The organism is Stappia indica (assembly GCF_020177335.1).
GTDB classification, from domain to species: domain Bacteria; phylum Pseudomonadota; class Alphaproteobacteria; order Rhizobiales; family Stappiaceae; genus Stappia; species Stappia indica_B.
Genome location: NZ_JAIVMG010000015.1, coordinates 70,348 through 95,948, shown reverse-complemented (window position 1 = coordinate 95,948; position 25,601 = coordinate 70,348). Strand labels below are relative to the sequence as shown.

The following is a 25,601-nucleotide window of genomic DNA, read 5'->3' as shown; positions in this document are numbered from 1 at the left end:
TAACAGGTGCCGACGTAGGCTGGGAGCCTGCCGTTGGAGCCTTGTCCATGTCCTTGCCTCATATCAGCATAGCCTATCCCCGCTGGATCCGGCGCTATGTCGACCGGGACTATCTCGATCTGTCGCCGAGTCGTGTTTTGCCGATGGCGGTGCTGCTTGTCTACGGGGTGACTGTGGGGCTGGTGTTCAACACCGGTATCGACCACCCTTATGACAAGCTCCAGCATCTGGTGTTCTTCGGCCTGCTGACGCTGGCGATCCACGCGCTCTTCTGCTGTCGCTTGCGGATTTCGGCGGGGGTGGCGATGCTCGCCGGTCTTGCCGGCGAAGGGGTGCAGGCGCTGACGCCGCATCACCATGCCTCCCTGCTCGATGTCGCCGCCAATTCGGTTGGCGTCGCCATCGTGGTCGCGGCGATCATGCTGGTGCGCGCGGAGACGCGGATCGCCGAGGAAGAAGCTGTCGCTTCGGAAGGTGTACCGGCGCCGGTTCAGTCCGCCGCCGGGGTGCTTGTCTCGTCCTCGTCCGTCTCTCCGTCCTCGTCCTCGTAGGCCGGCGGGGGAACGATGGTGATCCGCCCGGCGTCGAGGTCGATGTCGGGGACACAGGCCTGGGTGAAGGGGACGAAGTAGGACGCCGCCGCCTCCGGCTTGATTTCCACCAGCGTGCCGGCACCGAAATCGGGCAGGGCGATCACCGTGCCAAGCACCGCGCCGTCGGCATCGACCGCAGTCAATCCGAGCAGGTCGGCATGGTAGAAGGTGTCATCCTCGTCCAGCTCCGGCAGCGCATCACGGGCAACGAACAGGTCCTCGCCGTTAAGCGCTTCGGCGGCGTTGCGGTCATCGACCCCCTTGAAGCGGGTGACGACCACGGTTTTTTGCACCCGAGCGCTGACCACCTCAAGACGGCGCGACCCGTCCCGCGTCTCCAGCAGGCCGTAGTCGGCAAAGGAAAGCGGGTCGTCGCCATAGGGCTTGACCCGCACTTCCCCGCGAACGCCATGCGGCGCGCCGATGCGGGCGATCATGATGCGGTCGGCGGGGGCGCTCATTGCAAGGCTCCCGCCCGACCGGTCACGATCGCAGCGTCATGCGCGGCGTATCGCACGTCAAGCTGGCTCACTCGGCCGCCGTTTCCTCGGCGGCGGCAGCGGCTGCGTCCTCAGCGGCCTGCTGCTTTGCCTCGGCGCGCTCCTTGGCCTTCTGGCCCGGCTCACCCTTCTGCGGGTTGTTGCGCGCGTCGCGCTTCAGCATGCCGGCGGCGTCGAGGAAGCGCAGAACACGGTCGGTCGGCTTGGCGCCATGGCCGATCCAATACTGGATCCGCTCCTGGTTGAGGACGATGCGCTCGGCGTGCTCCTTCGGCAGCATCGGGTTGTAGCTGCCGACCTTCTCGATGAAGCGGCCGTCGCGCGGCGAGCGCACATCGGCGATGACGATACGGTAGTAGGGGCGCTTCTTGGCGCCACCACGGGCGAGACGGATTTTCAGAGCCATTGAGGTTTCTCCTGTAGGGGTCGTTGTCGCCGCTCAGCGGCGAATGGCTTCGTGGTGCCGGATCACTTCCCGAACGATGAAGTTCAGGAATTTCTCGGCGAAATCGGGATCGAGATTCGCATCCCTGGCGAGGGCGCGCAGGCGCGCGATCTGCCGTTCCTCGCGCGCCGGATCGGCGGGCGGAAGATCATGTTTGGCTTTCAGCACGCCAACTTTCTGCGTGCATTTGAAACGTTCGGCGAGAAGATGCACGAGCGCCGCGTCGATGTTGTCGATCGACCCGCGCAGGCGCTGCAACTCTTCCAGCGGCGCGGCCTCGGCGCCGAGCAGATGTTCCGCGCTGTCGCTCATTTCTTCTTCCCCCGTCCCAGGCCCGGAAGGCCGCCAAGGCCGGGCATCTTCGCCCCGCCAAGCCCGGGAAGGCCGCCAAGCCCGCCCATGCCTCCGGGCAATCCGCCCGGAAGACCGCCAGGCAAGCCGCCGCCGGGAAGCTTGCCGGACTTGGCCAGCTTCTCCAGCTCCTTCGGGTCCATCTCCGGCATGCCGCCGGCCGGCATGCCCATGCCGCCCATCATCTTGCCGAGCAGACCCTTGCCCTTGCCCATCTTCTTCATCATGTCGGCCATCTGCCGATGCATCTTCAGAAGCTTGTTGACGTCGGCGACATCGACGCCGGAGCCGGCGGCGATCCGCTTCTTGCGGCTTGCCTTGAGAAGGTCGGGCTTGCGCCGCTCCTGCGGGGTCATCGACTGGATGATCGCCACCTGGCGCTTGATCATCCGGTCATCGATGTTGGCGCCTTCCATCTGCTTCTTGATCTTGCCGACACCGGGCATCATCCCCATGATGCCCGACATGCCGCCCAGCTTTTCCATCTGCTTGAGCTGCTCGGCGAGGTCTTCCAGGTCGAAGACGCCCTTTTGCATCCGGGCGGCCATCTTGGCCGACTTTTCCTGGTCGATCTCGCGGGCGGCCTTTTCCACCAGCGAGACGATATCGCCCATGCCAAGAATGCGGTCGGCGATCCGCGAGGGGTGGAAGTCCTCCAGCGCGTCGGACTTCTCGCCGGTGCCGATCAGCTTGACCGGCTTGCCGGTGACCGCGCGCATGGACAGGGCGGCGCCGCCGCGCCCGTCGCCATCCATCCGGGTCAGCACGATGCCGGTGATGCCCACCCGCTCATCGAAGGAGGTGGCGAGATTGACCGCATCCTGACCGGTGAGCGAATCGGCCACCAGCAGGATCTCGTGCGGATCGGCGGAGGACTTGATCTCCGCCATCTCGGCCATCAGCGCTTCATCGATATGGGTGCGGCCGGCGGTGTCGAGCATCACCACGTCGTAGCCGCCGAGCCGGGCGGCGGTCATCGCCCGTCCGGCGATCTGCACCGGTGTCTGGCCGGCGACGATGGGCAGGGTGTCGATGCCGGTCTGTTCGCCAAGAACCTTGAGCTGCTCCTGCGCCGCCGGGCGGCGGGTGTCGAGCGAGGCCATCAGCACCTTGCGCTTTTCCTGGCGGGTCAGCCGCAGCGCGATCTTGGCGGTGGAGGTGGTCTTGCCTGAGCCCTGCAGGCCGACCATCATGATGGCGAGGGGCGCCGGGGCATTGAGGTCGATCGGCTCGGCGTCGGAGCCGAGCATCTCCACGAGCTGGTCATGGACGATCTTGACGACCTGCTGGCCCGGCGTGACCGACTTGACCACCTCGTGGCCGATGGCGCGCTGGCGCACCTTGTCGGTGAAGGACTTGACCACTGGCAGGGCGACGTCGGCCTCGATCAGGGCCCGCCGCACTTCCCGCAAGGCTTCCGACACGTCGGCGTCGGTCAGCGCGCCGCGTCGGGTCAGCTTGTCGAGAATGCCGCCGAGGCGATCGGACAGACTTTCGAACATGCCTGGGTGTCCTTTCGGGTTGGCCGCCGGGTGTCCTCGCGGACGGCCCATCAGCGTTTGCGGGATCGGACGGCGCAACTCGCAAAGCGGAACGTCACCCGAGGGCGCATCGCGCTGTCGGGTGGGAACCTCCGGGATCTCTTTAGACCTTTTCGGGTCCCGGTCGGCGGATCGAACTGTCGTCACTCGTATGAGTGTCGCGGAGATAGGCGAAAACCTCTACCGGAGTCAAGGAAAACCGCCCCTCTTCCTTCCAGTGAGCGCCGATTTGGTCGCTCGTTCGGCGCTTGACGGTTGAACCTGGCCGAAAAAAGGCGCAGATGTGCGAACCGTCACCGGTTGCCGTCTCCGGAAGGGGGCCGCCGGTGGTTGTCGGGTCGCCGCCAGCGTCCCGGCTCCACATTACGCCCGGCAGGGTCGCCGTTCCTCCCGCGCGGCTGTCCCGCCGGGGATCAGGGTGCCGGATTTATGGACTACAGAGCCGTCGCGCTGCCAATCGGCCGCCTGATGATCCTGATTGCCGCCTTCATGCTCATTCCAGCGGGGGCGGATCTGATGGTCGGCAATCCCGATTGGATTGTCTTTACCGTTTCCGCCCTTGTGGTGGGCTGTACCGGCGGCGTGGCCACGGCGGCCTTCCTGCGTCGGGGAACCCGGTTCAGCATTCGCGAGACGCTGATCTTCGTCAACGCCGCCTGGCTGACCTTCAGCCTTGCCGGGGCGATGCCGCTCTATCTCAGCGGCCTCGACATTTCCGCGACCGATGCGGTGTTCGAGGCGGCCTCCGGCCTGACCACCACCGGGGCGACGGTGCTGACCGGGCTCGATCACCTGCCGCCGGGCATTCTGCTGTGGCGTTCGTTGCTGCAATGGATCGGCGGCATCGGCATCGTCCTTCTCGGCATCTGGCTGTTGCCGGGGCTGAGGGTCGGTGGGTCCCAGCTCTTCGCCATCGAATCCTCGGAAATGTCCGCCAAGCCCTATGGCCGGTTCGAGCCTTTCCTGGTGCGCCTGTTGCTGCTCTATTTCGGGCTGACCCTGTCGTGCCTGTTGCTTTACCGCTTCGCGGGGATGACGTGGTTCCAGGCGGTCAATCACGCGCTCACCACCGTGTCCTCGGGTGGCTTTTCCACCTCCGACCAGTCGATGGGTCAGTTCGACAGCGTCGCGATCCAGTGGATCGCCATTGTCTTCATGGTGTTTTCCGGACTGCCGTTCCTGTTCATGATCCGGGCGGTGGAGCATCGCGATTTTCGCGAGAACCAACAGGTACTGTTCTTCCTGGGGCTGGCCGGGGCGGCCAGCCTTGCCGCGTTTACCGTGCTGCACCTGGGTGCGACGGCGACACCGTTCCGCGAACTGACCCTGTCGGTCTTCCATGTGGTCTCGGTGATGACCACCACCGGCTACGCGGCGACGGATTACCTGCAATGGGGCAGCTTCGCCACGGTGCTGTTCTTCCTGCTGACCTTCGTCGGCGGCTGTGCTGGCTCAACCTCGGGCGGGTTCAAGTCCTTCCGCATCCTGGTTCTGCTCAATCTGATCCGGGCCATGGTCAAGGGCATGCTGCGCCCGCACCGGATCGCCGAGCCGCAGTTCGCCGGCAAGCCGCTGAGCGTCGGCGTGCGCGAGGGTGTGCTGATCTTCGGCCTGCTCTATGCGGGCACTTTCGCGATCTTCGCGCTGATTTATGCCGGCTTCGGGCTCGATCTGGAGACCGCGCTCAGCGCCTCGATCACGGCGCTGGCCAATGTCGGCCCGGGGGTGGGGGCGATCATCGGACCGTCGGGCACGTTCCAGAGCCTGCCCGATCCGGTCAAATGGATGCTGACGTTGCAGATGATCCTGGGCCGGCTGGAAATCATCTCCGGCATCATCATCCTGACGCCGGATTTCTGGACCGAGCGCTGATCTGCCGCACTCGACGATCTAGCGGGCGCCGAAGATCGCCGAGCCGACCCGCACATGGGTCGCGCCGAAGCCGACGGCAATCGGATAGTCGCCGGACATGCCCATGGACAGCCGCTCAAGACCGTTGCGCCCGGCGATCTTCTGCAGCAATGCGAAATGCGGCCCCGGCGCTTCGTCGGCCGGCGGGATGCACATCAGGCCGATGACATCGAGCCCGATCTCGTTGCGGCACAGGGCGATGAAGGCATCGGCCTCCCCGGGAGCGATGCCGGCCTTTTGCGGCTCCTCTCCGGTGTTGATCTGGATGAAACAGGGCAGGGGGCGGTCCTGCCGGTCCATTTCCGCCTTCAGCGCGCGGGCGATCTTTTCCCGGTCGACCGTGTGGATGACATCGAACAGGGCGACCGCCTCGCGCGCCTTGTTGGATTGCAGTGGGCCGATCAGGTGCAGTTCAAGGTCGGAATACTCCTGGCGCAGGCCGGGCCATTTCTGTTGGCTCTCCTGCACCCGGTTTTCGCCGAACACCCGCTGGCCGGCTTCGATCACCGGGCGGATCTCCTCGGCGCCGAAGGTCTTGGAGACGGCGATCAACTGAACGGATCCCTCCGCACGGCCGGTTTCACGTTCGGCCTGGGCGATGTCCTCGCGGACGGCGAGGAGGCGGGAGGCGGCACTTTCTGACATGGAACGGTCCCTGTGCTTTGCGGCGGTGCTTGATCCGGTTGAACGTCTGTCCGATGGTGGCGGGCGGCCAGCCTACGGGCAAACGGTCGACTGTCTGGCGGTGATGCGGCGATTGGCGGCGGATTGCAACCCCGGCGGTTTCAAACGATCGCGGGCGCGGAAGCTGTTGCCGGTTGACCACGGGCGCGATATCTGGTGACAGTCGCGCCACGCGACCCCATTCACGGAAAACGAGCGAAGCAATCAATATCATGGCGACGGAGCGCTACAACGCCCGCGAAGCGGAAAGCCGCTGGCAACGGGTCTGGGACGAAAACAACGTGTTCACCACGGTGAATGACGATCCCCGGCCGAAATACTATGTGCTTGAGATGTTCCCCTACCCCTCCGGGCGCATCCACATGGGGCATGTGCGCAACTACGCCATGGGCGATGTGGTGGCGCGCTACAAGCGGGCTCGCGGGTTCAATGTGCTGCATCCGATGGGCTGGGATGCCTTCGGCATGCCGGCGGAAAACGCGGCGATGCAGAACAAGGTGCATCCGCGCGACTGGACCTACGAGAACATCGCGGCGATGCGTGGCCAGCTCAAGATCATGGGCCTGTCGCTCGACTGGGCGCGGGAATTCGCGACCTGCGATGTGGACTATTACGCGCAGCAGCAGCGCCTGTTCCTCGATTTCCTGAAGGCGGGGCTCGCCTATCGCAAGAACTCGAAGGTCAATTGGGATCCGGTCGACATGACCGTGCTGGCCAACGAGCAGGTGATCGACGGGCGCGGCTGGCGCTCCGGCGCGCTGGTGGAGCAGCGCGAGCTGACCCAGTGGTTCTTCAAGATCTCCGATTGGTCGGAGGAGTTGCTGTCGGCGCTCGACACGCTCGACCGCTGGCCGGAAAAGGTCCGGCTGATGCAGAAGAACTGGATCGGCCGGTCCGAGGGCCTGCGCGTGCGCTTCGCCTTTACCACGCCCGCGCCGACCGGCGACACCGTGCTGGAGATCTTCACCACCCGTCCCGACACCCTGTTCGGCGCCTCCTTCATGGGGCTGTCGCCCGACCATCCGATTTCGGCCAAGCTGGCGGAGAGCGATCCGAAGATCGCCGCCTTCATCGCCGAATGTCGCAAGACGGGTACCTCCGCCGAGGCGATCGAGACGGCGGAGAAGATCGGCATCGACACGGGTCTGACGGTGGAGCATCCGCTCGATCCGTCGCTGACGCTGCCGGTCTACATCGCCAACTTCATTCTGATGGACTATGGCACCGGGGCGATCTTCGCCTGTCCGGCCCATGACCAGCGCGACCTTGATTTCGCACGCAAGTATGGGCTGCCGGTGAAGCCGGTGGTGCTGCCGGAAGGCGCCGATCCGGCGACCTTCGAGGTTGGCACGGAAGCCTTCACCGATGAGGGGAAGATCTTCAATTCCGGCTTCATGGACGGGATGACGATCGCCGAGGCGAAGGAGGCGGCCGCCTCCACGCTGGAAGCGCGCGAGATCGACGGGGCGCCGCAGGGCGCGCGCCAGGTCAACTACCGTCTGCGTGACTGGGGCATTTCGCGTCAGCGCTACTGGGGCTGCCCGATCCCGGTGATCCATTGCGAGGCCTGCGGCGTGGTTCCGGTTCCGGTCGAGGACCTGCCGGTCAAGCTGCCGGACGACATCGACTTCGACAAGCCGGGCAACCCGCTCGACCGGCATCCGACCTGGCGGAACGTCGCCTGTCCGTGCTGCGGCAAGGATGCGCGGCGCGAAACCGACACGATGGACACCTTCGTCGATTCTTCCTGGTACTTCGCCCGCTTCACCGATTCCAAGGCGGCGACGCCGACGGACAAGGCGGTGGCCGATGCCTGGCTGCCGGTGGACCAGTATATCGGCGGCATCGAGCACGCGATCCTGCATCTCCTCTACTCGCGCTTCTTCGCCCGGGCGATGTGCGCGACCGGCCATCTCGGCGTGAAGGAGCCGTTCAAGGGGCTGTTCACGCAAGGCATGGTCACCCACGAGACCTACCGCAAGCCGGATGGGGCCTGGGCCTCGCCGGCCGAGGTGCGGATCGACGGCGACGGCGATGCGCGCAAGGCGGTGCTGATCGACGGCGGCGCGGATGTGACCATCGGCTCGATCGAGAAGATGTCCAAGTCGAAGAAGAACACCGTCGACCCTTCGGACATCATCGAAACCTACGGGGCGGATACCGCACGCTGGTTCATGCTGTCCGACAGCCCGCCGGAGCGGGACGTGCAATGGACCGAGGATGGCGTCCAGGGCGCCTGGCGCTTCATGCAGCGGGTCTGGCGGCTGATCGGCGATATCGCCGAGACGGTGCCGGCGGGACCGCGCCCGGAGGCATTTGGCGAGGCGGCCACGGCCCTGCGCCGGGCCACGCACAAGATCTGTGTCGCCGTGTCCGGCGATTTCGAGGGGCTGGCGTTCAACCGGGCCGTTGCCCGGGTCTATGAGCTGGTCAACACGCTGTCCAAGGCGCATCAGGGCGGGGTGTCCGGTCCGGACATGGCCTTTGCTTTGCGCGAGGCGGCGGATTTCCTGGTGCAGCTGATGGCGCCGATGGCCCCGCATCTTGCCGAGGAATGCTGGCGCGCACTTGGCCATGAGGGCATCCTGGCCATGACCGGCTGGCCCGAGGTGGAGCAGGATCTGCTGGTGGAAAACACCATCACCCTGCCGGTTCAGGTCAATGGCAAGAAGCGTGCGGACCTGACGATTGCGCGCGAGGCTTCCAAGGAGGAGGTCGAAGCGGCTACTCTGGAACTGGAGGCGGTCGTGCGCGCATTGGCGGGTAAAACGGCACGCAAGATCATCGTGGTGCCGCAAAGGATCGTCAATGTCGTCGTCTGATCGCAACCGCCCGGCGGCGCCGGGCCGCCGCGTCTTTCTTGGTCTCGGGCTTGGCGCCATCGGTGCCATGGCGCTCGGCGGCTGTCAGGTGCGCCCGCTTTACGGCAGCCTCGACAGCGCACCCGGCGTGCCGGGCGTTGCCGACGATCTGGCGGCGATCGACATCGGCGAGGTCACCAGCGGTTCGACGCTGGATCTCGCTCGTGTCGGACAGGTGCTGCGCAACGAACTGGTCTTCGGCTTCCGGCGGGGGCGGGAAGCCGCCCCGGCACGGTACCGGTTGAAGATCATCATCAACCGTCCTTTGAGCGAGGTCGGCGTGGAGCGACTGGCGGACGTGCCCTCCGCCTACACGGTGACCGTCAACGCCAGTTATGTGTTGAGCGAGATCGAGGGCGACCGCACCCTGACCACCGGCCGTGCCTTCGGTTCGGCCTCGTTCGACTTCTCCAGCCAGCGTTTCGCCAACCTTCGAGCGGAGCGGGATGCGGAGAACCGGGCGGCCAAGGCGGTGGCGGCCGATATCCAGACGCGGATCGCGGGCTTCTTCGCCGCGCGCGGCTGAGGAGGCGAAAGATGGTCGCGCTCAAGGCCGGCGATGTCGACCGGTTTCTGGCCCGTCCGCCGGCGGATGTCCCGCTCATCCTGGTCTTTGGGCCGGATGTGGGGCTGGTGTCGGAGCGGGCTTCCGCCCTGGTGCAGGCCGCCTCGGGCGGGACCGACGATCCGTTTTCCCTGGTGAAGCTCGATGCGGGCGAGGTGGTGTCCGACCCCTCCCGGCTGATCGACGAGGCGCTGACCATTCCGCTCTTCGGCGGGCGCCGGGTGGTTTGGGTGCGCGACGGGGCGGGCAAGAACCTGGTGCCGGCGGTGGAGCCGCTGCTCGGCCAGCTCGATCCGGCCAATGCGCTGGTGGTGATCGAGGCGGGCGATCTGAAAAAAGGCGTCGGCCTGCGCAAGAAGGTCGAGGCGGATCGCGGCGCGGTGGCGATCCCTTGCTATGTGGATGCCGAGCGCGATCTGGAAAAGCTGATCGACGGCGAATTACGCGCCGCCGAACTGTCGATTTCCCGCGAGGCGCGCATGGCGCTGATGAGCCTTCTGGGCGCTGACCGGCTGGCGAGCCGGGGCGAGGTGCAGAAGCTTTGCCTTTATGCCCATGGGCGCGAGCGCATCGAGGTGGCGGATGTGGAGGCCATCATTGGCGATGCCTCGGCCTTTGCCGTCGATGAGCTGATCGACGCGGCGGCGCTGGGCGATCTGAAGACCCTCGATCACGGGTTGGAACGGCTGGAGGCGGCGGGCATGCGGCCGGACGTCTTGGCCAACATGGCCTTGCGCCATTTCCAGTTCCTGGCCCGCGCCCGGGCCGAGGTCGACCGGGGCGTTCCGGCCAATCAGGTGATTTCCCAATCGCGTCCGCCGGTGTTCTTCAAGCGGCAGCCGGCGGTGTCGCGGCAGGTGATGCTGTGGCGCGCGAGCGATCTGTCCCGCGCCGGCGAACGCCTGGCGGCGGTGGTGGCCGAGGCGCGAAAGGTCCCGACCCTCGGCGCGGCGCTGGTCAGCGATGTGCTGCTGATCCTCGCCCGGGTGGCGCGTCAGCGCGCCCGGCGTTAGGGGCCACACACCCGAACAGGACGAGCTGGCGAGGAGGCCTCAGCCGGGGATCTTGCGCCCGGAGCGCATGATCGGGCCGCCGTGCTTGTGCGCGGCGCGCGGTGTCTTTGGGCCTCCGGCGGTCACCGGCCGGTCGGCATACTGACCATGCACCCGGTGCCGGTCGTAAAGCACGATCGCCCCGGCCACGGCGATGTTGATGCAGAACTTGGTCGGGATCTTGATGATATGGGCGCAGCGTGCCTGCATTTCCGGTGACAGCGACCCCCGTTCCGGCCCAAGCACATAGGCCGCCTGCAGCGGATGCATGAAGCTGGGCAGGTCGACCGCGTCGTCGGTCAGTTCCACTCCGACGAGCTGGCAACCGCTCGGCAGGTCCATGTCGTCGATCGCCGGCCAGTGAAACAGCGGCAGATGGCCGGTGCTCTTGGAGGTGTCGGAGGGTGGCGCCTTGCGGATCCGCGTGTCCGCGTCAACGGTGAAGAAGAAGCTGGCGCCGAAGGCATGGGCCGAGCGCATCAGGTTGCCGAGATTCATCGGTTTGGAAATGCCTTCCGCGCCAACGGCGAAATAACCGCGCATGGGACCTGCCTGGATCGTTGTGTTGGGGTGTCCGGACATAGCGGCAGGGCGCGCGCAAGGCAAGCCATGCCTTGCGCCGGCTTTTCCCCCATCCGTGTCCATGCTAGGCGAGGAGAGTAGACGGTGAGCGGAGGGGGTATCCGGTGAAAGCGGTGTTGTGCGAGCGCCTTGGCGCGCCTGAGGATCTTGTTGTTCGCGATCTGGCGACGGCCGCGCCCGGTCCGGGCGAGGTGGTCGTCCGGGTGCGGGCGGCAGCGCTGAATTTCTTCGACACGCTGTTGATCCGGGGCAAATACCAGTTTCGCCCCGAGCCGCCGTTTTCTCCCGGGGCGGAATTCGCCGGCACGGTGAGTGCCGTCGGCGAGGGGGTGGAGCTGTTCGAGCCGGGCGACCGGGTGATGGGCTATATCCGCTGGGGGGCGGTGCGCGAGGAGGTTCTTGCGACCGAGAAGGACTTGGTGGCGCTGCCGGACGGGGTGGGCTTTGAACAGGCGGCCGGGTTGACCGTCACCTATGGCACCACCCTGCACGCCTTCAAGGACCGCGCGGGTCTCCGGTCGGGTGAGACCGTCGCCGTGCTTGGCGCCTCCGGCGGGGTTGGCCTGGCGGCGGTGGAGCTTGCCAAGACGATGGGCGCCCGGGTGATCGCCTGCGCCTCAAGCGCGGAAAAGCTGGCACTGGCGCGGGCCCATGGCGCGGACGAGCTCGTCAACTACGGCGAGGAGGATCTGAAGATCCGCCTGAAGGCGCTGACCGACGGCCGCGGCGTCGATGTGGTCTATGACCCGGTCGGCGGGACTTACGCGGAAGCGGCGCTCAGGGCGACCGGTTGGCGCGGCCGCTATCTGGTGATCGGCTTTGCCGCCGGCGAGATTCCGAAGCTGCCGCTCAATCTGGTGATGCTGAAGGGCTGCGACGTGCTTGGGGTGTTCTGGGGCGAGGCGCTGGTGCGTGAACCCGAGGCGCATCGGCAGAACATGGAGCAGCTTCTCGGCTGGGTTCTCGATGGCCAGATCACCCCGCATGTGCATGGGGTGTTCCCGCTGGAGGAAACGCCCCGCGCCTTGCGCGAACTGGCGGACCGCAAGGCACAGGGCAAGGTGATCATCCGGATGTAGTGCAAGCACATCCCGCCCGGACGCGCGGGCCTCAGGCCTTGAGGTGCATCAGCACGGGCGCGTGGTCGGAGGGCTTTTCCCAGCCCCGGGCCTCGCGCAGCACTTCCATTCCGGTTGCGGTGGCGCCAAGGTCTGCCGTGGCCCAGATGTGATCGAGGCGGCGCCCCTTGTCGGCCGCCGACCAGTCGCGCGCCCGGTAGCTCCACCAAGTGTAGAGCTTTTCCTCTGCCGGCACGAAGCGGCGCATGATGTCCTGGAAGTTCCCGGCCTCGCGCACCGCCTCCAGCTTGTCGCATTCGCCCGGCGTATGGCTGACCACCTTCAAAAGCGCCTTGTGCGACCAGACGTCATGTTCGTAGGGCGCGATATTGAGATCGCCGACCACCACGGACGGGGATGAAAAGCCGGCAAACCAGTCGCCCATCTCGTCGAGGAATGCCAGTTTGTGGGCGAATTTGTCGTTGACCTCCGGGTCCGGCTCGTCGCCGCCGGCCGGAACATAGAAATTGTGCAGGCTGAGCTTGTCACCGGCAAAGGCGATGTCGGTGGCCACGTGCCGGCTGTCGCCCTTATCGCAAAAGCCGCGTCGCTCCTCGGCGAGGAAAGGTCGCCGCGAAAGGGTTGCGACGCCGTTGTAGCCCTTCTGACCGTTGATGGCGATGTGCTCGTAGCCAAGCTTGCGCAGGGCGGCGAGCGGGAAGTTGCCATCGGGGCACTTGGTTTCCTGCAGGCAGAGAACGTCCGGGGCGTGCTCCTGCAGGAACCTTTCGACGATCGGCAGGCGCAGGCGCACCGAATTGATGTTCCAGGTGGCGATCGTCAGGCTGTCGGTCATGCGGTGTCGTCACTTTCGCGCGAGGGTCAAGGGCGAGGGCGCTCCGGAACCGCTCGGGGCGCGCCGGATCGCTCCCGATGACATGCCAGTCCCGTGCGGCGGTTTCAAGGGGCGGCTCTTGCCGGCGCCAGCCTTCCGCGCTTGCGCCCTCTGTTCTTCTCCGCATTAATGGCTGCGCCCCAGGCATGAAGGGCCCGGGGCACTCATGGCGGCAGGTCCGTCAGGTGCGTCGCAAAGCGCCGGTCCAAGCGCCGGCGGAGACGGGAGAGTGACATGGGTTTTTTCGATTTCGTGAAGGATGCCGGCAAATCCTTGTTCGGCGGCGACGAGCCGGAAGCGGAGGCGGCGGCGGCCATCGAGAAGGAGGTCGCCGATCTGGGGCTCGATGGCGATGTCAAGGTCGAGGTCGCCGGCGACACGGTGAAGATCGCCGGGGCGGCGCCGACCCAGGAGGCGCGAGAAAAGCTGATTCTCGCCGCCGGCAATGTGCTTGGCATCGCCAAGGTGGAGGAAGAGATCGCGGTCACCGAAGCGGCGCCGGAGGCGCGGTTCCATACGGTTGCCAAGGGCGACACCCTGTGGGCGGTGGCTGCGACGGTCTATGGAGACGGCTCCAAATACATGGCGATCTACGAGGCCAACACACCGATGCTGTCGAACCCGGACAAGATCTATCCCGGTCAGGTGCTGCGGATTCCCACGCTCGGTTGACCCGCTTGTCAGTCCGAACGGATGCGCCAGGAGCGCATCCGTTCACATTTTCGTGAAGTTTCATTTGCGTTCCGGACGCATCGCATTTCCGCGCGGTTCGGTTGGTAAGCCAATCCTTAACGGTTTGCCAATACGGTCCTCTCCCGCTGGTGGGCATAGGCCTTGAGCCTGAGGGGACCGAGAGAGAGTGATGCTGGCGCGCGTGTTGTCCTTGATCTGTGCAGTCTCGCTGGCCGCCTGTGCGGCCTTTGATTTTCCGGACCCGACGCCGGAGGATTTCGCTATCCATGGCATTGATGTGTCGCGCTATCAGGGCGACATCGATTGGCACCGGGTCAAGCGCGCGGGCACCGAATTCGCCTGGATCAAGGCGACCGAGGGCGGGGACTATGTCGACCCGAAGTTCATGGAGAACTGGGTCAGGGCCAAGGCCGCCGGGGTGCCGCGCGGCGCCTACCATTTCTATTACTTCTGCCGTCCGGTCGAGGAGCAGATTTCCTGGTTCTTTGCCAATGTGCCGGTGGATCCGGATGCGTTGCCGCCGGTGCTGGACATGGAGTGGAACGCCCATTCCAAGACCTGCCGCGAGCGGCCGCCGCGGGCGCAGCTCTTGCGCGACATGCGGGTCTTCCTGGAGGCGATGGAAGAGCACTACGGCAAGAGCCCGGTGATCTATTCCTCCGTCGACTTCCACCGCGACCGGCTGGTTGGCGCCAAGCATGAGTATGATTTCTGGCTGCGTTCGGTGGCGAGCCACCCCAACCGCAAGTATGAAAAGCGCGGCAACTGGGTGTTCTGGCAGTATACCGCCGAAGGCCGGGTCGATGGCGTCGACGGCAATATCGACCGCAACGTCTTCTTCGGCACCCGCTCCCAGTGGCGCGATTGGCTGAAGGGCGAGCTGGAGCGATAGCGGCTGCTGCCGGTTCGTACCCGATGCCTTTCCGCCGCCCTCCCCCTCGGACGGGGGCGCGGCGGAAAGGCGTGTTTGAGACCTGTCGTCAGGCGGCCACCTCGGCGCGGGCGCCGACGATCTCCACCACTTCCCGCATGATGTCGGTGAGCTGGAAGTTCTTCGGTGTGTAGACCGCGGCAACGCCCATGGCGCGCAGTGCCGCCGCGTCCTCATCGGGGATGATACCGCCGACGATAAGCGGGATGTCATCGATGCCGCTGGCTCGCAGCCGCTCCATCACGTCGCGCACCAGCGCCAGATGGGAGCCGGAGAGGATCGACAGGCCGATGACATGGACATCCTCTTCCAGCGCGGCGTTGACGATCTGCGCCGGGGTCAGGCGGATGCCCTCATAGACCACTTCCATGCCGCAGTCGCGGGCCCGCACGGCAATCTGTTCCGCTCCGTTGGAATGGCCGTCGAGACCAGGCTTGCCAACCAGGAACTTGAGCCGGCGGCCGAGCTTGGCCGAGACCGTGTCGACGGCACTGCGCACCTCGTCCAGATCGCCGCCGTCGCTGCGCGCCGCCTTGCCGACCCCGGTGGGGGCCCGGTATTCGCCGAACACCTCGCGCAGCGCCGCGCCCCATTCGCCGGTGGTGACGCCGGCCTTGGCCGCGGCAATCGACGGCTCCATGATATTGCGCCCCTCCTGGGCCGCTTCCTTCAGCGCGGCCAGGGCTCTTGCGGCGGCATCGCCGTCCCGTTCCGCCCGCCAGGCCTGCAGGGTCTCGATGGCTTCCGCCTCCACATGTTCGGGCACGGTGAGGATGCCGCCATCCTCGCCGGCGGCCAGCGGCGAGGGCTCGCTTTCGGTGAACTTGTTGACGCCGACGACGATCTGCTCGCCCGCTTCGATGGCAGCGAGGCGCTGGGCATTGGAGGCAACCAGCGCCTGTTTCATGTAGCTCGATTCCACCGCGGCAATGGCCCCGCCCATCTCCTCGATGCGGGCGAGTTCGGCGCGCGCTTCCTCTTTCAACGCCTCGACCTTGGCGGTGATCACCGTCGATCCGTCGAAGATATCGGCGTATTCGAGAAGGTCGGTCTCGTAGGCGAGGATCTGCTGCACCCGCAGCGACCATTGCTGGTCGAACGGCCGGGGCAGGCCGAGGGCCTCGTTCCAGGCGGGAAGCTGCACCGCGCGGGCGCGGGCGTTCTTCGACAGGACGACGGCCAGCGCCTCGATCAGGATGCGGTAGACGTTGTTTTCCGGCTGCTGCTCGGTCAGGCCGAGCGAATTGACCTGGACACCATAGCGGAAGCGCCGGTGCCGCTCGTCGGCAACGTCATAGCGCTCGCGGCAGATCTCGTCCCACAGCTCGGCGAAGGCGCGCATCTTGCACACCTCGGTGATGAAGCGCATGCCGGCGTTGACGAAGAAGGAGATGCGGCCGACCGCCTTGGAAAAATCCGCCGGCGGGATGGCGCCGCTGTCGCGCACCTCGTCGAGGATGGCGATTGCGGTGGCCAGGGCGAAGGACAGCTCCTGCACCGGCGTCGCACCGGCCTCCTGAAGGTGATAGGAACACACGTTCATCGGGTTCCACTTGGGCATCTCGGTATAGGTCCAGGCGATCACGTCGCGGGTCAGGCGCAGCGACGGGGCCGGCGGGAACACATAGGTGCCACGCGACAGGTATTCCTTGATGAGGTCGTTCTGGGTGGTGCCGGCCAGCAGCTTGCGATCCGCGCCCTGCTCGTCCGCGGCGGCCACATAAAGCGCCAGCAGCCACGGGGCGGTGGCGTTGATTGTCATGGAGGTGTTCATCTTCTCCAGCGGAATATCGGAGAAGAGCGCTCGCATGTCTCCCAGATGGGCGATCGGCACGCCGACCTTGCCTACCTCGCCGCGCGACAGCGCATGATCGGGATCGTAGCCGGTCTGGGTCGGCAGATCGAAGGCGACCGACAGGCCGGTCTGGCCCTTGGCAAGGTTCGTCCGGTAGAGCCGGTTGGAATCCCGCGCGGTCGAATGTCCTGCGTAGGTGCGGAAAATCCACGGGCGGTCCCGATGCGGCGTGTCCGAAGGGGTCTTGCTCATGGGGTCTCCTCACTCCCGCGCCCGCGCTTCAGTCGAACGGGCATTTTGCTGATTTTCGCCCGATCCGCCAAGGTACGGCGGGCATCCGGACGGTCCGATTGATGGCGCCCGGGCCGGTGCCCGAGCGGGTGCATGTGCACAATTTCTATGTGCGATGCAAAAACAGTCTTGGGCAAATGCGTAAATTAAGCAATAGTCCAATAGCGTACCCCCTGTTTTTAGCACGATAGTTTCGTGCTGTAAGCGGGAAACCGCGTTGGGACGGGGTTGGCGAGAGGCTGATGCGGCGGCGCAGCATCGGGCTTCAGCCACGCGGAACTGACGGGTTGAGCGCCATCCGCCGGTCGATTTCCGGCAGCTGGCGCGTTGGGAACGGACGGGTGTGCGGTGCTGTCATGCGGACGGCGCCGGAAACGGGTTGACGGGAAACCGGGAACAGGGAGGATGTGATTGGCATGAGTTCCGGGGCACTAGCGAATGACAACCGGGCAGCGGAGGAGAAGCCGTTGAAGGATCTGTACGAAATTGGCGAGATCCCGCCGCTCGGCCACGTGCCGAAGAACATGTACGCCTGGGCGATCCGCCCGGACCGGCATGGTCCGCCGGAAACCTCGATGAAGCTGGAAGTGGTCCCGACCTGGGAGCTGGACAGCAACGAGGTGCTGGTTCTGGTGATGGCCGCGGGCGTCAACTACAACGGCATCTGGGCGGGGCTTGGCGAACCGATCTCGGTGTTCAAGGTGCATGACCTGCCGTATCACATCGCCGGCTCCGACGCCTCGGGCATCGTCTGGGCGGTCGGCTCCAAGGTGAAGCGCTGGAAGGTCGGCGACGAGGTCATCATCCATTGCAATCAGGACGATGGAGACGACGAGGAGTGCAACGGCGGCGATCCGATGTTCTCCGCTTCCCAGCGGATCTGGGGGTATGAGACGCCGGATGGGTCGTTCTCCCAGTTCTGCCGGGTGCAGTCGCAGCAGTTGATGCCGCGGCCGAAGCATCTGACCTGGGAGGAAAGCGCCTGTTACACGCTGACCCTCGCCACCGCCTACCGGATGCTGTTCGGCCATGCGCCGCATCAGCTGCGTCCGGGGCAGAACGTGCTGATCTGGGGCGCTTCGGGTGGTCTTGGCGTGTTCGGGGTGCAGCTTGCCGCCGCGGCCGGCGCCAATGCCATCGGCGTCATTTCGGACGAGGACAAGCGGGATTACGTCCTGTCGCTCGGTGCGCGCGGGGTGATCAACCGCAAGGACTTCGACTGCTGGGGGCAGATGCCCAAGGTCAACTCGCCCGAATACAACGCCTGGCTCAAGGAAGCGCGGCGGTTCGGCAAAGCGATCTGGGACATCACCGGCAAGGGCAATGACGTCGACATGGTGTTCGAGCACCCGGGCGAGGCGACCTTCCCGGTGTCCTGCCTGGTGGCCAAGCGTGGCGGCATGGTGGTGTTCTGCGCCGGCACGTCCGGTTTCAACCTGACCTTCGACGCGCGCTATGTCTGGATGCGGCAGAAGCGGGTGCAGGGCTCCCATTTCGCCCATCTGAAGCAGGCGTCCGAGGCGAACCAGTTCGTCATCGACCGGCGCATCGACCCGTGCATGAGCGAGGTGTTCCCCTGGGAGGAAATCCCCCAGGCGCACACCAAGATGTGGAAGAACCAGCATGCGCCGGGCAACATGGCGGTGCTGGTCAACGCGCCGACCACGGGTCTTCGCACCCTGGAAGACGCGCTGGCGGTCGGTCGCGGCTGATCGATCCTCGCGTGATCCCTGCCGCCGGAGCGCCGTATGGCCTGCCCCGGCGGCAGAAAATTCTCGCGCCGGCCGCGTCGGCGCTGTATGAGGGCGGAATGACCTTCACACGCTTGATGCCGGTTCTGGCCCTTTTCGCGGGCACGTTGACCGCCGGCTGCCTGCCCGATCGGGACGCGGTCCCTCCCTATTACAAGAGCATGGCCCGGGTCGATGCGACGGTCGACGCCGCTTCGGCGGCGCAGATGATCGGCAGCTATCGGCAAACCCGGGGGCTTCCGCCGCTGACGATCGATCCGGCGCTGATGCGGGCCGCCCGCCAGCAGGCTACGGCCATGGCCGCCGCCGGCACCGTTCGCGCCTCGCTGGAGGGGGAAAACCGCCTTGCCGCGCGCATGGCCGCCGCCGGCGAGCCGAAGACCTATGCGGTGGAAAATGTCAGCGCCGGCTACCGCACGCTGGCCGAGGCGTTCTCCGGCTGGCGCGATTCTCCCGCGCATGACGCGGTGATGCGCGATGCCAAGGCGACCCGCATGGGCATCGCCACCGCCTATTCCTCCGGTTCGAAGCACAAGGTGTTCTGGTCGCTGGTGCTGGCGGCACCGGCGCCTTGAGGGCCTGACGATGCTGCAACGGGCCGAGACCTACCGGGACCTGCGCGAACGCTTCCGCTGGCAGATCCCGGCGCACTACAACATCGCCGTTGCCGCCTGCGATCGCTGGGCGGCACGGGAGCCGGACCGGGTGGCGCTTTTCTATCATCGGGAGCTTGGCGGTGCGGTCGAGCCGTGGAGCTACGGCGCGTTGGCGCGTCAGTCCAACCGTCTGGCCAACGCCCTGCGGGCGCAAGGGATCGGTCGGGGCATGCGGGTGGCGCTGCTCCTGCCGCAATCGCCGCAGACGCTGCTATCCCATCTGGCGGTCTACAAGCTCGGGGCGATCGCCGTGCCGCTGGCCAATCTGTTCGGCGTCGAGGCGCTGCGCTATCGGTTGGCCAATTCCGGCACCCGGGCGGTGATCACGGATGCGGCTGGGGTGGCGAAGGTCGCCGAAATCCGCGACGAGCTGCCAAACCTGTCCTTGCTGATCTCGGTCGATGGCGCTGCCGCCGGCGCGGCCTGTTTCGAGACGCTGGTGGCCGCCGGACGGGATGCCTTCGATCCGGTTTCGACCACGCCGGACGACCCGGCGATGATGATTTACACCTCCGGAACCACCGGGCCGCCCAAGGGCGCGCTGCATGGTCACAAGGTGCTGCCGGGGCATCTGCCGGGCATCCAGATGGCGCATGAGTTCATGCCCTGCGCGGGGGATCTGTTCTGGACGCCGGCGGACTGGGCCTGGGCTGGCGGTCTGTTGAACGCGCTGTTGCCGGCCTTGTCGCTCGGCGTGCCGGTGCTCGCCCATCGGTTCGAGAAGTTCGATCCGGAGCAGGCCTTCGCGTTGATGGCCGGGGCGGGGGTGCGCAATGCCTTCATCCCGCCCACCGCCCTGAAGATGCTGCGTACGGTGGCGCGGCCACGGGCGAGGTTCGATCTGCGTCTGCGCAGCATCGGATCGGCCGGAGAGGCGCTGGGCCGCGAGACCTATGACTGGGTTCGCGAGGAGCTCGGCCTCGCCGTCAACGAATTCTACGGCCAGACGGAATGCAACGCAGTGCTGGCCTCCTGCGCGGCCATCGGCGTCAGCCGGGCCGGGGCTATCGGCAAGCCGGTGCCGGGACATGAGGTGGCGATCATCGACCCATCGGGCGCGATCTGCGCGCCGGAGGTACAGGGGCAGATCGCGATCTGCCGGCCCGATCCGGTGATGTTTCTGGAATACTGGGGCGACCCGGGAGCGACCCGGGCGAAGTTCGTCGGCGATTGGATGGTCACGGGCGACCAGGGCGTCGCCGATGACGAAGGCTATGTGCATTTCGTCGGGCGGGACGACGACATCATTACCTCGGCGGGGTACCGGATTGGCCCGGGCGAGATCGAGGATTGCCTGCTCTCCCACCCCGATGTGGCGCTCGCCGCTGTCGTCGGCAAGCCCGATGCGCTGCGCACGGAGATCGTCAAGGCATTCGTCGTGCCAAGGGATGGGGCTGCTGCGGGCCAGGACCTGGAAGAGAGCATTCGCGGTTATGTGCGCACGCGCCTGTCCGCCCATGAATACCCGCGCGAGGTGGCGTTCGTGGATGCGTTGCCGCTGACGACGACCGGCAAGGTGATCCGGCGATTGTTGCGGGAAGAAATTTCTGCCGTAGCCGGGATCTCCGAAGAGTAGGCCTGCCGCGACGTCGGGGCTCAGGTCGCTGTCGTCGCGCCGCTTTTTCCGCGCCCGGCGCGCAGGCGGCGAAGGCCGGCCTTCGCCAGCTGGCGCAGGGAGCGGGTCATCGCAAGATCGAAGCGAAGCAGGCGGCAGCGCGTGGAGGCCAGGGCGCCGCGTGCCAGCAGCACGGTGGCGTAGGGCACGGTGCCGCGCCAGAGCGGCGTGATCATCGGATGATGCGGGACCGCGAGTGAATCCGCCTCCGCCAGCCCCGGTTCGGCCAGATCCTGCCGCATGGAATAACGGGTGATCTGCGCGCCGGGAGAGTAGCGCGCATAGCGCTCGTCATAGGCGATCTTCCACGACCAGATGCGGTGGCCGTCGCGCAGCATCACCATGGCGGCGATTGGTGTTCCGTCGAGGGTGAGACGGTCGATCCGCACCCGGCCGGCCTTCGCCTGGGCCTTGATGAAGTCGCGGGCGAAGGCGAGGCTGGCGGGCTGGCTGGCAAGGGCGGTGCCGTTCGTCCCCTTCCAGCCGCTCGCTTCGAGTTGAAGGAAGCCCTCAAAGGCGGGCAACACCTCCTGTCGCCCATCGACGCTGGTCAATTGGACGGCACCCAGGTCCTTCAGCCGCCGCAACTGCCGTTCGATTTCCCGCCGGCGGCTGGTGCCGACCAGGTCGTATTGTTCCTGGCCGGTGGGGCCGGTCGCATGTCCTGCGCGCACCTGTTCGCTGTCGAGTTCCAGGTGTCCGCCATCCTGAGCGGCGAGGTCCTGAAGCAGGTCGAACACCGGGCCATCGGTGCGCTGATAGGGGAGCGTCATCGGACCGGAGCCGAAGGTTTTTCTTGCGGTGGCGAAGAGTGTCTTGAGCGTCGCCGTATCCGCCTCGGGCGCGACCAGAGGCGTGCCAAGCGGCCCGTATTCTTCGACAAGGGCAGTGAGGGCTGGAAACAGCAGTCCCGGACGGCGGCGGCAAAAGGGCATCAGCGCCAGAAAGGCGCCGTCGCCGGGGCGGCGAACGACGCAGATCCGGCCGCGCCCGGGGGCCATCCGGGCCAGATACGGCAACAGGAATTCCGGCCGGAAGAACGGGTTGGGCTCGACGGCCCGGTCCGCCAGCCGGGTCCAGTCGGCGAGATGCGTTTCGGCCTCCTCCGGGGCGAAGCACAGGCCGGTCATGCCGTCCGGCCCCGGTCCGGGGCGCGATGTCGGCGGGGCTTGAGTGTGCTCGGCAACTGCCATTGGACCGATCCTTCCGGCCGCCCCGGGGAAAGGGACAGACAACGCGGGGTGATTGCAGAGGCGATCATGCCACACTCTTCATCGGTTTCTGGCGGTTTCTGGCGGTTTTTGGTTGGCGGTGGTTAATCCTGCTCGCGAGGCTCGTACGGTGTGGTTCTGCGGGTGACGGTCCATACGAAGGTGCGCAGACCGAGCCGGGTGTGGGCCTGATGGCAGAGTGCGGCGGCCTCGAAGCACATGGCGATGCTGGTGGCGATGGCGGCACCCAGAATGCCGAACCGGGGAATGAGCAGGATATTGAGGGTGATGTTGAGGGCGAAGGTCAGCGCATAGACGATAGCGCAGCGGTTCTGCTGATCGGCCATGGTCAGGAGCGCATCGACGGGCCCGACGGAGGCCCGCGCGAGCACGCCAGCAAGCAGGATCAGCATCACCGGATAGCCGCTTTCGAAGCCCGGGCCGAACAGGGCAAGCAGGAACGGGCCGACCGCCGCCAGCAGCAGGCAGAGGCCAAGGGTGGGCCAGAAGGTCCAGCGGGCGGTCTTGCCGGCGAGGGTTGCAAGGGCCGCGTGATCGCCCTTGTGAAACAGGTCGGAAAAGCGGTGCGCTGTCGCGGAGCGGACCGCGAAATAGACGAAATGGGCAATGGCCGGGGTTTTCGAGGCAGCGAAATAGATCGCCACCTCATCGGGTGGGCGCCACAGGCTGACCAGCACCACATCGGCACTGGTGATCAACTGGAAGAAGCCCTCGACCAGCAGGATCGGCAGGGAAATCTTCAGCCAGAGGCGAAGGGTCCAGTTGTCGCGGGCGGGCAGGCGTGGCGGTTGCGGCTTCAAGGCTCGCTGGAGCACGAGCATCTGCAGAAGGGCGATCGACCAGGTGGAGAGAATGGCGATGAGGCAGGCGGTTTCGGCGCTTGCCGGTGCGCCGGCCCAGATCGCCAGGGACAGCCCGCCGAGGAGCAGAAGGGGCCGCCAGATGAAGGTCGGCAACATGGCCAGCAACGGCCAGTCATAGGCCCGGGCGATGCCATCCTGAATGCTGCCGATGGTGAACAGCGGCAGGCAGACCGCGCCGAGAAACAGCGGCAGGACATAATACGAGGTGACCAGGTCGCCGAGCAGCCAGACGGCCAGCATGCCGGTGGCGGCGATCCCTGTCGCGGCAAGCCCGCCGACCATGCGGCTGCCGAGCAGCAGGGCGTTGAGCCGGGCCGGGGTGCTGTGGGCCCGATATTCGGGGATGAGGCGCAGGACGGAGGAGGAAAAGCCGAGCGGCGCGAAGATGCCGAGCACGACCACCAGGGTCCAGACGACAACATAGATGCCGTATTCGTGACCGCCCATCAGCCGTGCCAGAATGACCTGGGAGGCGTAGGCGACAACGGCGCCAAGCACGCGCACGGCAAAGATGATCAGTGCCATGCGCTGGGCGCGGAAGGTGTCCCGGTCGCCGGTCAGGATCGCATCGGCATGCTCAAGCAGAGGCCGAAAGCGCCGGAAAAGGGCCGCGGGCAGAACACGTTCGGACCATGTCAGCAGGGACAGGCGCAACAACAGCGGCTCCATTCCAGGGTGGCGTCGACAGAACCTAGGCCAAGAGCCTTAATTTTCCGTGCGCCACCCGGGACTTGGCGGGGGGAGATGCCAGCCCCAGCCCGCCTGCTGGGCGTCAGGTTCCGGCCGGCGAGCCGAAGGCGGCCTGGAAGCGGCCGGTGGCCGGATCGAGCAGGCGCAATTCGCCCGAGCCGATGTCGAACCAGGAGCCATGCAGGGCGAGCCGGCCTTTTTCCTCAAGGATCCGGACGCACGGGAAGGAGCGCAGGTTTTCCAGCGACTGGCGCACGCCGGCGTATTCAAGGGCGAGCTGCGGATCCTCTTCCCGCTCCAGCGGCAGGCATTGGAACTTGGCCGCCGGCTCCAGCAGGGTCATCCATTTGCCGATGAAATCGCCCGGCGAAAGCGGAACGGAATTCTGGTTGAGGAAGGCCTTCACGCCGCCGCACTGGCCATGGCCCATCACGACGATGTGTTTGACCCGCAGCGCCTGGACGGCGAATTCGAGGGCGGCACTGGTGGAATGGTAGTCATCGTCCGGCGCGTAGGGCGGCACCAGATTGGCGACATTGCGGACCACGAACAATTCGCCGGGGCCGGCGCCGAAGATACCCTCCGGGGTGACCCGGCTGTCGCAGCAGGACACCACCATCACCTCGGGCTGCTGGCCATAAAGGGCAAGCTTTTCGTAGCTGTGGCGGTGCGGTGCGTGCGCCTGGTCCAGGTAGTTGCGGTATCCGTCCAGAAGGAGATCGGGAAAACCGGAAGGTGCGGCGCCGTCCGAAGGCGTTTCGGCGCCGGTGGAGTGTTCGTTGGCCATGCGAAATCCCCATTCTGGGCCCGGCGTCCGGGCCCCGTGACTGATGGCCGGAACGTAAGGTCAAGTCGGGGTAACGTCCAGATGGGGGAGCGGGAATTGTTCCAAGTTCGTATTGCGCTGCGGTGAAACAGGCGGTCAAATGCGGCACTGCGAAAAAGGGGCCGGCCCGGAAGATGGGTGTTGGCGAGGGAAGGAACAGGCGTTGAGCAAGACCAATCCGGGCAATTTCTTTGAGGACTTCTACGTTGGGCAGGTGATCCGGCACGCGACGCCGCGCACGGTCACGGAGGGAGACAGCGCGCTCTACACCGCGCTTTATGGCTCGCGTTTCGCCGTGCAATCCTCGGCCGCGTTCGCGCGCGCGCTGAACTATCCGGCGGCGCCGGCGGATGACCTTCTGGTGTTCCACATCGTCTTCGGCAAGACCGTGCCGGATATCTCGCTGAACGCGGTGGCCAATCTGGGCTATGCCGGCGGGCGCTTCCTGGCCCCGGTCTATCCCGGCGACAGCCTGTCGGCGGTGTCGGAGGTGATTGGCCTGAAGGAGAACTCCAACGGCAAGACCGGTGTCGTCTATGTGCGTTCCACCGGCTACAAGGACGATGGCACCGAGGTGCTCGACTATGTGCGCTGGGTGATGGTGCGCAAGCGCGACCCGTCGGCGCCGGCGCCGATGCCGGTGGTGCCGGATCTGCCGGATGCGATCGTGCCCGACGCGCTGGGTGACGCCTGCCCGCTGATCGACAACACGGCCTGGGACACGGATCTGTCGGGCGCGTCGCACCGGTTCGGCGACTATGTGGCCGGCGAGCGGATCGACCATGTGGACGGCATGACCGTGGAGGAGGCGGAACACCAGATCGCCACCCGGCTCTACCAGAACACGGCGAAGGTGCATTTCAACCAGCATTCGGAAGGCCAGGGACGGTTCGGCCGCCGGCTGATCTATGGCGGCCATGTGATTTCGCTGGCCCGGGCGCTGTCCTTCAACGGCCTGGCCAATGCGTTCCATGTCGCGGGGATCAACGCAGGCCGCCATGTGGCGCCGCTGTTTGCCGGCGATACGGTCTATGCCTGGTCGGAAGTGCTTGAAACCTCCGATATTTCCGGGCGCGACGATGTGGGAGCAGTGCGTTTGCGCACTCTGGCCACCAAGGATCGCCCCTGCGCCGATTTTCCCGGCAAGGGCGCGGATGGCGCCTATGACCCGGCGGTGATCCTCGACTTCGATTACTGGGTGCTGATGCCGAAGTGATCGG

The 25,601-nt window shown here is 66.1% G+C and carries 23 protein-coding genes; 12 read left to right on the top strand and 11 right to left on the bottom strand.

The genetic code is table 11. The features are described from left to right. The first annotated feature begins 47 nt into the window (after positions 1 to 47). Complete coding sequence (locus tag LC062_RS18285) at positions 48 to 551, top strand: VanZ family protein (RefSeq protein ID WP_224912464.1); 504 nt, start codon at positions 48 to 50, stop codon at positions 549 to 551. Here LC062_RS18285 and rimM read toward each other — a convergent pair. The 4 genes from rimM to ffh form a co-directional block, all read right to left on the bottom strand. Then, positions 491 to 1,054, bottom strand: a complete 564-nt coding sequence (gene rimM, locus LC062_RS18280; RefSeq protein ID WP_224912463.1) for a ribosome maturation factor RimM — start codon at positions 1,052 to 1,054, stop codon at positions 491 to 493. The two genes, LC062_RS18285 and rimM, sit on opposite strands and share 61 nt — an antisense overlap. A 67-nt stretch (positions 1,055 to 1,121) precedes the next feature. Then, positions 1,122 to 1,499 (bottom strand): 30S ribosomal protein S16, encoded by a 378-nt coding sequence (rpsP, locus tag LC062_RS18275; protein ID WP_224912462.1) that lies wholly within the window; start codon positions 1,497 to 1,499, stop codon positions 1,122 to 1,124. A gap of 33 nt (positions 1,500 to 1,532) precedes the next feature. After that, positions 1,533 to 1,850: a chorismate mutase gene (locus LC062_RS18270; protein WP_224912461.1), complete on the bottom strand. Its 318-nt coding sequence runs from the start codon at positions 1,848 to 1,850 to the stop codon at positions 1,533 to 1,535. Next, complete coding sequence (ffh, locus tag LC062_RS18265) at positions 1,847 to 3,391, bottom strand: signal recognition particle protein (protein WP_224912460.1); 1,545 nt, start codon at positions 3,389 to 3,391, stop codon at positions 1,847 to 1,849. The genes LC062_RS18270 and ffh overlap by 4 nt, the downstream gene beginning before the upstream one ends. A gap of 468 nt (positions 3,392 to 3,859) precedes the next feature. On the opposite strand from ffh, the gene LC062_RS18260 reads away from it, so the two are divergent. Next, a complete protein-coding gene (locus tag LC062_RS18260; RefSeq protein WP_224912459.1) occupies positions 3,860 to 5,302 on the top strand; it encodes a TrkH family potassium uptake protein in 1,443 nt (480 codons plus the stop codon). A gap of 18 nt (positions 5,303 to 5,320) precedes the next feature. Here LC062_RS18260 and LC062_RS18255 read toward each other — a convergent pair whose 3' ends face one another. Next, complete coding sequence (locus LC062_RS18255; RefSeq protein ID WP_224912458.1) at positions 5,321 to 5,986, bottom strand: YggS family pyridoxal phosphate-dependent enzyme; 666 nt, start codon at positions 5,984 to 5,986, stop codon at positions 5,321 to 5,323. A gap of 251 nt (positions 5,987 to 6,237) precedes the next feature. Between LC062_RS18255 and leuS the strand changes: the two genes are divergently transcribed. The 3 genes from leuS to holA are packed head-to-tail and all read left to right on the top strand — an operon-like array spanning position 6,238 to position 10,464. Next, the gene (gene leuS, locus LC062_RS18250; protein WP_224912457.1) at positions 6,238 to 8,847 is read left to right on the top strand and encodes a leucine--tRNA ligase; all 2,610 of its coding nucleotides are present in this window, start codon (positions 6,238 to 6,240) and stop codon (positions 8,845 to 8,847) included. After that, complete coding sequence (gene lptE, locus LC062_RS18245) at positions 8,834 to 9,412, top strand: LPS assembly lipoprotein LptE (protein ID WP_224912456.1); 579 nt, start codon at positions 8,834 to 8,836, stop codon at positions 9,410 to 9,412. The genes leuS and lptE overlap by 14 nt, the downstream gene beginning before the upstream one ends. A gap of 11 nt (positions 9,413 to 9,423) precedes the next feature. Then, positions 9,424 to 10,464 carry a DNA polymerase III subunit delta gene (gene holA, locus LC062_RS18240; RefSeq protein ID WP_224912455.1) on the top strand — a complete coding sequence of 347 codons (1,041 nt, stop codon included), beginning with the start codon at positions 9,424 to 9,426 and terminating at the stop codon, positions 10,462 to 10,464. A 39-nt stretch (positions 10,465 to 10,503) separates the two neighbouring features. Here holA and LC062_RS18235 read toward each other — a convergent pair whose 3' ends face one another. Beyond that, complete coding sequence (locus LC062_RS18235; RefSeq protein WP_224912454.1) at positions 10,504 to 11,046, bottom strand: RNA methyltransferase; 543 nt, start codon at positions 11,044 to 11,046, stop codon at positions 10,504 to 10,506. A gap of 143 nt (positions 11,047 to 11,189) precedes the next feature. Between LC062_RS18235 and LC062_RS18230 the strand changes: the two genes are divergently transcribed. After that, positions 11,190 to 12,164: an NADPH:quinone oxidoreductase family protein gene (locus tag LC062_RS18230; RefSeq protein ID WP_224912453.1), complete on the top strand. Its 975-nt coding sequence runs from the start codon at positions 11,190 to 11,192 to the stop codon at positions 12,162 to 12,164. Positions 12,165 to 12,195: 31 nt separating this feature from the next. Here the strand turns inward: LC062_RS18230 and LC062_RS18225 are convergent, their stop codons facing one another. Next, positions 12,196 to 12,999 carry an exodeoxyribonuclease III gene (locus tag LC062_RS18225; protein ID WP_224912452.1) on the bottom strand — a complete coding sequence of 268 codons (804 nt, stop codon included), beginning with the start codon at positions 12,997 to 12,999 and terminating at the stop codon, positions 12,196 to 12,198. A 273-nt stretch (positions 13,000 to 13,272) separates the two neighbouring features. Between LC062_RS18225 and lysM the strand changes: the two genes are divergently transcribed. Both lysM and LC062_RS18215 read left to right on the top strand, forming a co-directional pair. Then, positions 13,273 to 13,710, top strand: a complete 438-nt coding sequence (gene lysM / locus LC062_RS18220; RefSeq protein ID WP_224912451.1) for a peptidoglycan-binding protein LysM — start codon at positions 13,273 to 13,275, stop codon at positions 13,708 to 13,710. A 190-nt stretch (positions 13,711 to 13,900) separates the two neighbouring features. Continuing rightward, positions 13,901 to 14,623 carry a glycoside hydrolase family 25 protein gene (locus LC062_RS18215; protein ID WP_224912450.1) on the top strand — a complete coding sequence of 241 codons (723 nt, stop codon included), beginning with the start codon at positions 13,901 to 13,903 and terminating at the stop codon, positions 14,621 to 14,623. Positions 14,624 to 14,711: 88 nt separating this feature from the next. Here LC062_RS18215 and LC062_RS18210 read toward each other — a convergent pair whose 3' ends face one another. Next, positions 14,712 to 16,709, bottom strand: coding sequence for a protein meaA (locus LC062_RS18210; protein WP_224912449.1), 1,998 nt, complete (start codon positions 16,707 to 16,709; stop codon positions 14,712 to 14,714). A gap of 455 nt (positions 16,710 to 17,164) precedes the next feature. Here LC062_RS18210 and ccrA point away from each other — a divergent pair, with 455 nt between their 5' ends. The 3 genes from ccrA to LC062_RS18195 all read left to right on the top strand — a co-directional run bounded on the left by ccrA (position 17,165) and on the right by LC062_RS18195 (position 20,731). Then, a complete protein-coding gene (gene ccrA / locus LC062_RS18205) occupies positions 17,165 to 18,460 on the top strand; it encodes a crotonyl-CoA carboxylase/reductase (protein ID WP_224912448.1) in 1,296 nt (431 codons plus the stop codon). 98 nt (positions 18,461 to 18,558) lie between these two features. Then, complete coding sequence (locus tag LC062_RS18200) at positions 18,559 to 19,074, top strand: CAP domain-containing protein (RefSeq protein ID WP_224912447.1); 516 nt, start codon at positions 18,559 to 18,561, stop codon at positions 19,072 to 19,074. Between the two features lie 10 nt (positions 19,075 to 19,084). Then, a complete protein-coding gene (locus tag LC062_RS18195) occupies positions 19,085 to 20,731 on the top strand; it encodes an AMP-binding protein (protein ID WP_224912446.1) in 1,647 nt (548 codons plus the stop codon). A 20-nt stretch (positions 20,732 to 20,751) separates the two neighbouring features. On the opposite strand, the gene LC062_RS18190 is transcribed toward LC062_RS18195, so the two are convergent. The 3 genes from LC062_RS18190 to LC062_RS18180 all read right to left on the bottom strand — a co-directional run bounded on the left by LC062_RS18190 (position 20,752) and on the right by LC062_RS18180 (position 24,342). Then, complete coding sequence (locus LC062_RS18190) at positions 20,752 to 21,963, bottom strand: GNAT family N-acetyltransferase (RefSeq protein WP_224912445.1); 1,212 nt, start codon at positions 21,961 to 21,963, stop codon at positions 20,752 to 20,754. A gap of 122 nt (positions 21,964 to 22,085) precedes the next feature. Continuing rightward, a complete protein-coding gene (locus tag LC062_RS18185; RefSeq protein WP_224912444.1) occupies positions 22,086 to 23,534 on the bottom strand; it encodes a lipopolysaccharide biosynthesis protein in 1,449 nt (482 codons plus the stop codon). Positions 23,535 to 23,637: 103 nt separating this feature from the next. Beyond that, complete coding sequence (locus LC062_RS18180) at positions 23,638 to 24,342, bottom strand: carbonic anhydrase (RefSeq protein WP_224912443.1); 705 nt, start codon at positions 24,340 to 24,342, stop codon at positions 23,638 to 23,640. A gap of 202 nt (positions 24,343 to 24,544) precedes the next feature. Between LC062_RS18180 and LC062_RS18175 the strand changes: the two genes are divergently transcribed. After that, positions 24,545 to 25,597, top strand: a complete 1,053-nt coding sequence (locus LC062_RS18175; protein ID WP_224912442.1) for a MaoC family dehydratase — start codon at positions 24,545 to 24,547, stop codon at positions 25,595 to 25,597. Positions 25,598 to 25,601 lie beyond the last annotated feature (4 nt).

Excerpts from the sequence above, each read along its gene's own strand:
- ccrA (WP_224912448.1), top strand. The coding sequence starts at position 17,165 with ATGAGTTCCGGGGCACTAGCGAATGACAACCGGGCAGCGGAGGAGAAG.
- LC062_RS18190 (WP_224912445.1), bottom strand. The coding sequence starts at position 21,963 with ATGGCAGTTGCCGAGCACACTCAAGCCCCGCCGACATCGCGCCCCGGA.
- LC062_RS18180 (WP_224912443.1), bottom strand. The coding sequence starts at position 24,342 with ATGGCCAACGAACACTCCACCGGCGCCGAAACGCCTTCGGACGGCGCC.
- LC062_RS18235 (WP_224912454.1), bottom strand. The coding sequence starts at position 11,046 with ATGCGCGGTTATTTCGCCGTTGGCGCGGAAGGCATTTCCAAACCGATG.
- LC062_RS18260 (WP_224912459.1), top strand. The coding sequence starts at position 3,860 with ATGGACTACAGAGCCGTCGCGCTGCCAATCGGCCGCCTGATGATCCTG.
- LC062_RS18210 (WP_224912449.1), bottom strand. The coding sequence starts at position 16,709 with ATGAGCAAGACCCCTTCGGACACGCCGCATCGGGACCGCCCGTGGATT.
- rimM (WP_224912463.1), bottom strand. The coding sequence starts at position 1,054 with ATGAGCGCCCCCGCCGACCGCATCATGATCGCCCGCATCGGCGCGCCG.
- lysM (WP_224912451.1), top strand. The coding sequence starts at position 13,273 with ATGGGTTTTTTCGATTTCGTGAAGGATGCCGGCAAATCCTTGTTCGGC.
- leuS (WP_224912457.1), top strand. The coding sequence starts at position 6,238 with ATGGCGACGGAGCGCTACAACGCCCGCGAAGCGGAAAGCCGCTGGCAA.
- LC062_RS18215 (WP_224912450.1), top strand. The coding sequence starts at position 13,901 with ATGCTGGCGCGCGTGTTGTCCTTGATCTGTGCAGTCTCGCTGGCCGCC.
- holA (WP_224912455.1), top strand. The coding sequence starts at position 9,424 with ATGGTCGCGCTCAAGGCCGGCGATGTCGACCGGTTTCTGGCCCGTCCG.
- LC062_RS18225 (WP_224912452.1), bottom strand. The coding sequence starts at position 12,999 with ATGACCGACAGCCTGACGATCGCCACCTGGAACATCAATTCGGTGCGC.
- LC062_RS18185 (WP_224912444.1), bottom strand. The coding sequence starts at position 23,534 with ATGGAGCCGCTGTTGTTGCGCCTGTCCCTGCTGACATGGTCCGAACGT.
- LC062_RS18195 (WP_224912446.1), top strand. The coding sequence starts at position 19,085 with ATGCTGCAACGGGCCGAGACCTACCGGGACCTGCGCGAACGCTTCCGC.
- LC062_RS18270 (WP_224912461.1), bottom strand. The coding sequence starts at position 1,850 with ATGAGCGACAGCGCGGAACATCTGCTCGGCGCCGAGGCCGCGCCGCTG.
- LC062_RS18255 (WP_224912458.1), bottom strand. The coding sequence starts at position 5,986 with ATGTCAGAAAGTGCCGCCTCCCGCCTCCTCGCCGTCCGCGAGGACATC.
- rpsP (WP_224912462.1), bottom strand. The coding sequence starts at position 1,499 with ATGGCTCTGAAAATCCGTCTCGCCCGTGGTGGCGCCAAGAAGCGCCCC.
- LC062_RS18285 (WP_224912464.1), top strand. The coding sequence starts at position 48 with ATGTCCTTGCCTCATATCAGCATAGCCTATCCCCGCTGGATCCGGCGC.
- LC062_RS18200 (WP_224912447.1), top strand. The coding sequence starts at position 18,559 with ATGACCTTCACACGCTTGATGCCGGTTCTGGCCCTTTTCGCGGGCACG.
- ffh (WP_224912460.1), bottom strand. The coding sequence starts at position 3,391 with ATGTTCGAAAGTCTGTCCGATCGCCTCGGCGGCATTCTCGACAAGCTG.
- lptE (WP_224912456.1), top strand. The coding sequence starts at position 8,834 with ATGTCGTCGTCTGATCGCAACCGCCCGGCGGCGCCGGGCCGCCGCGTC.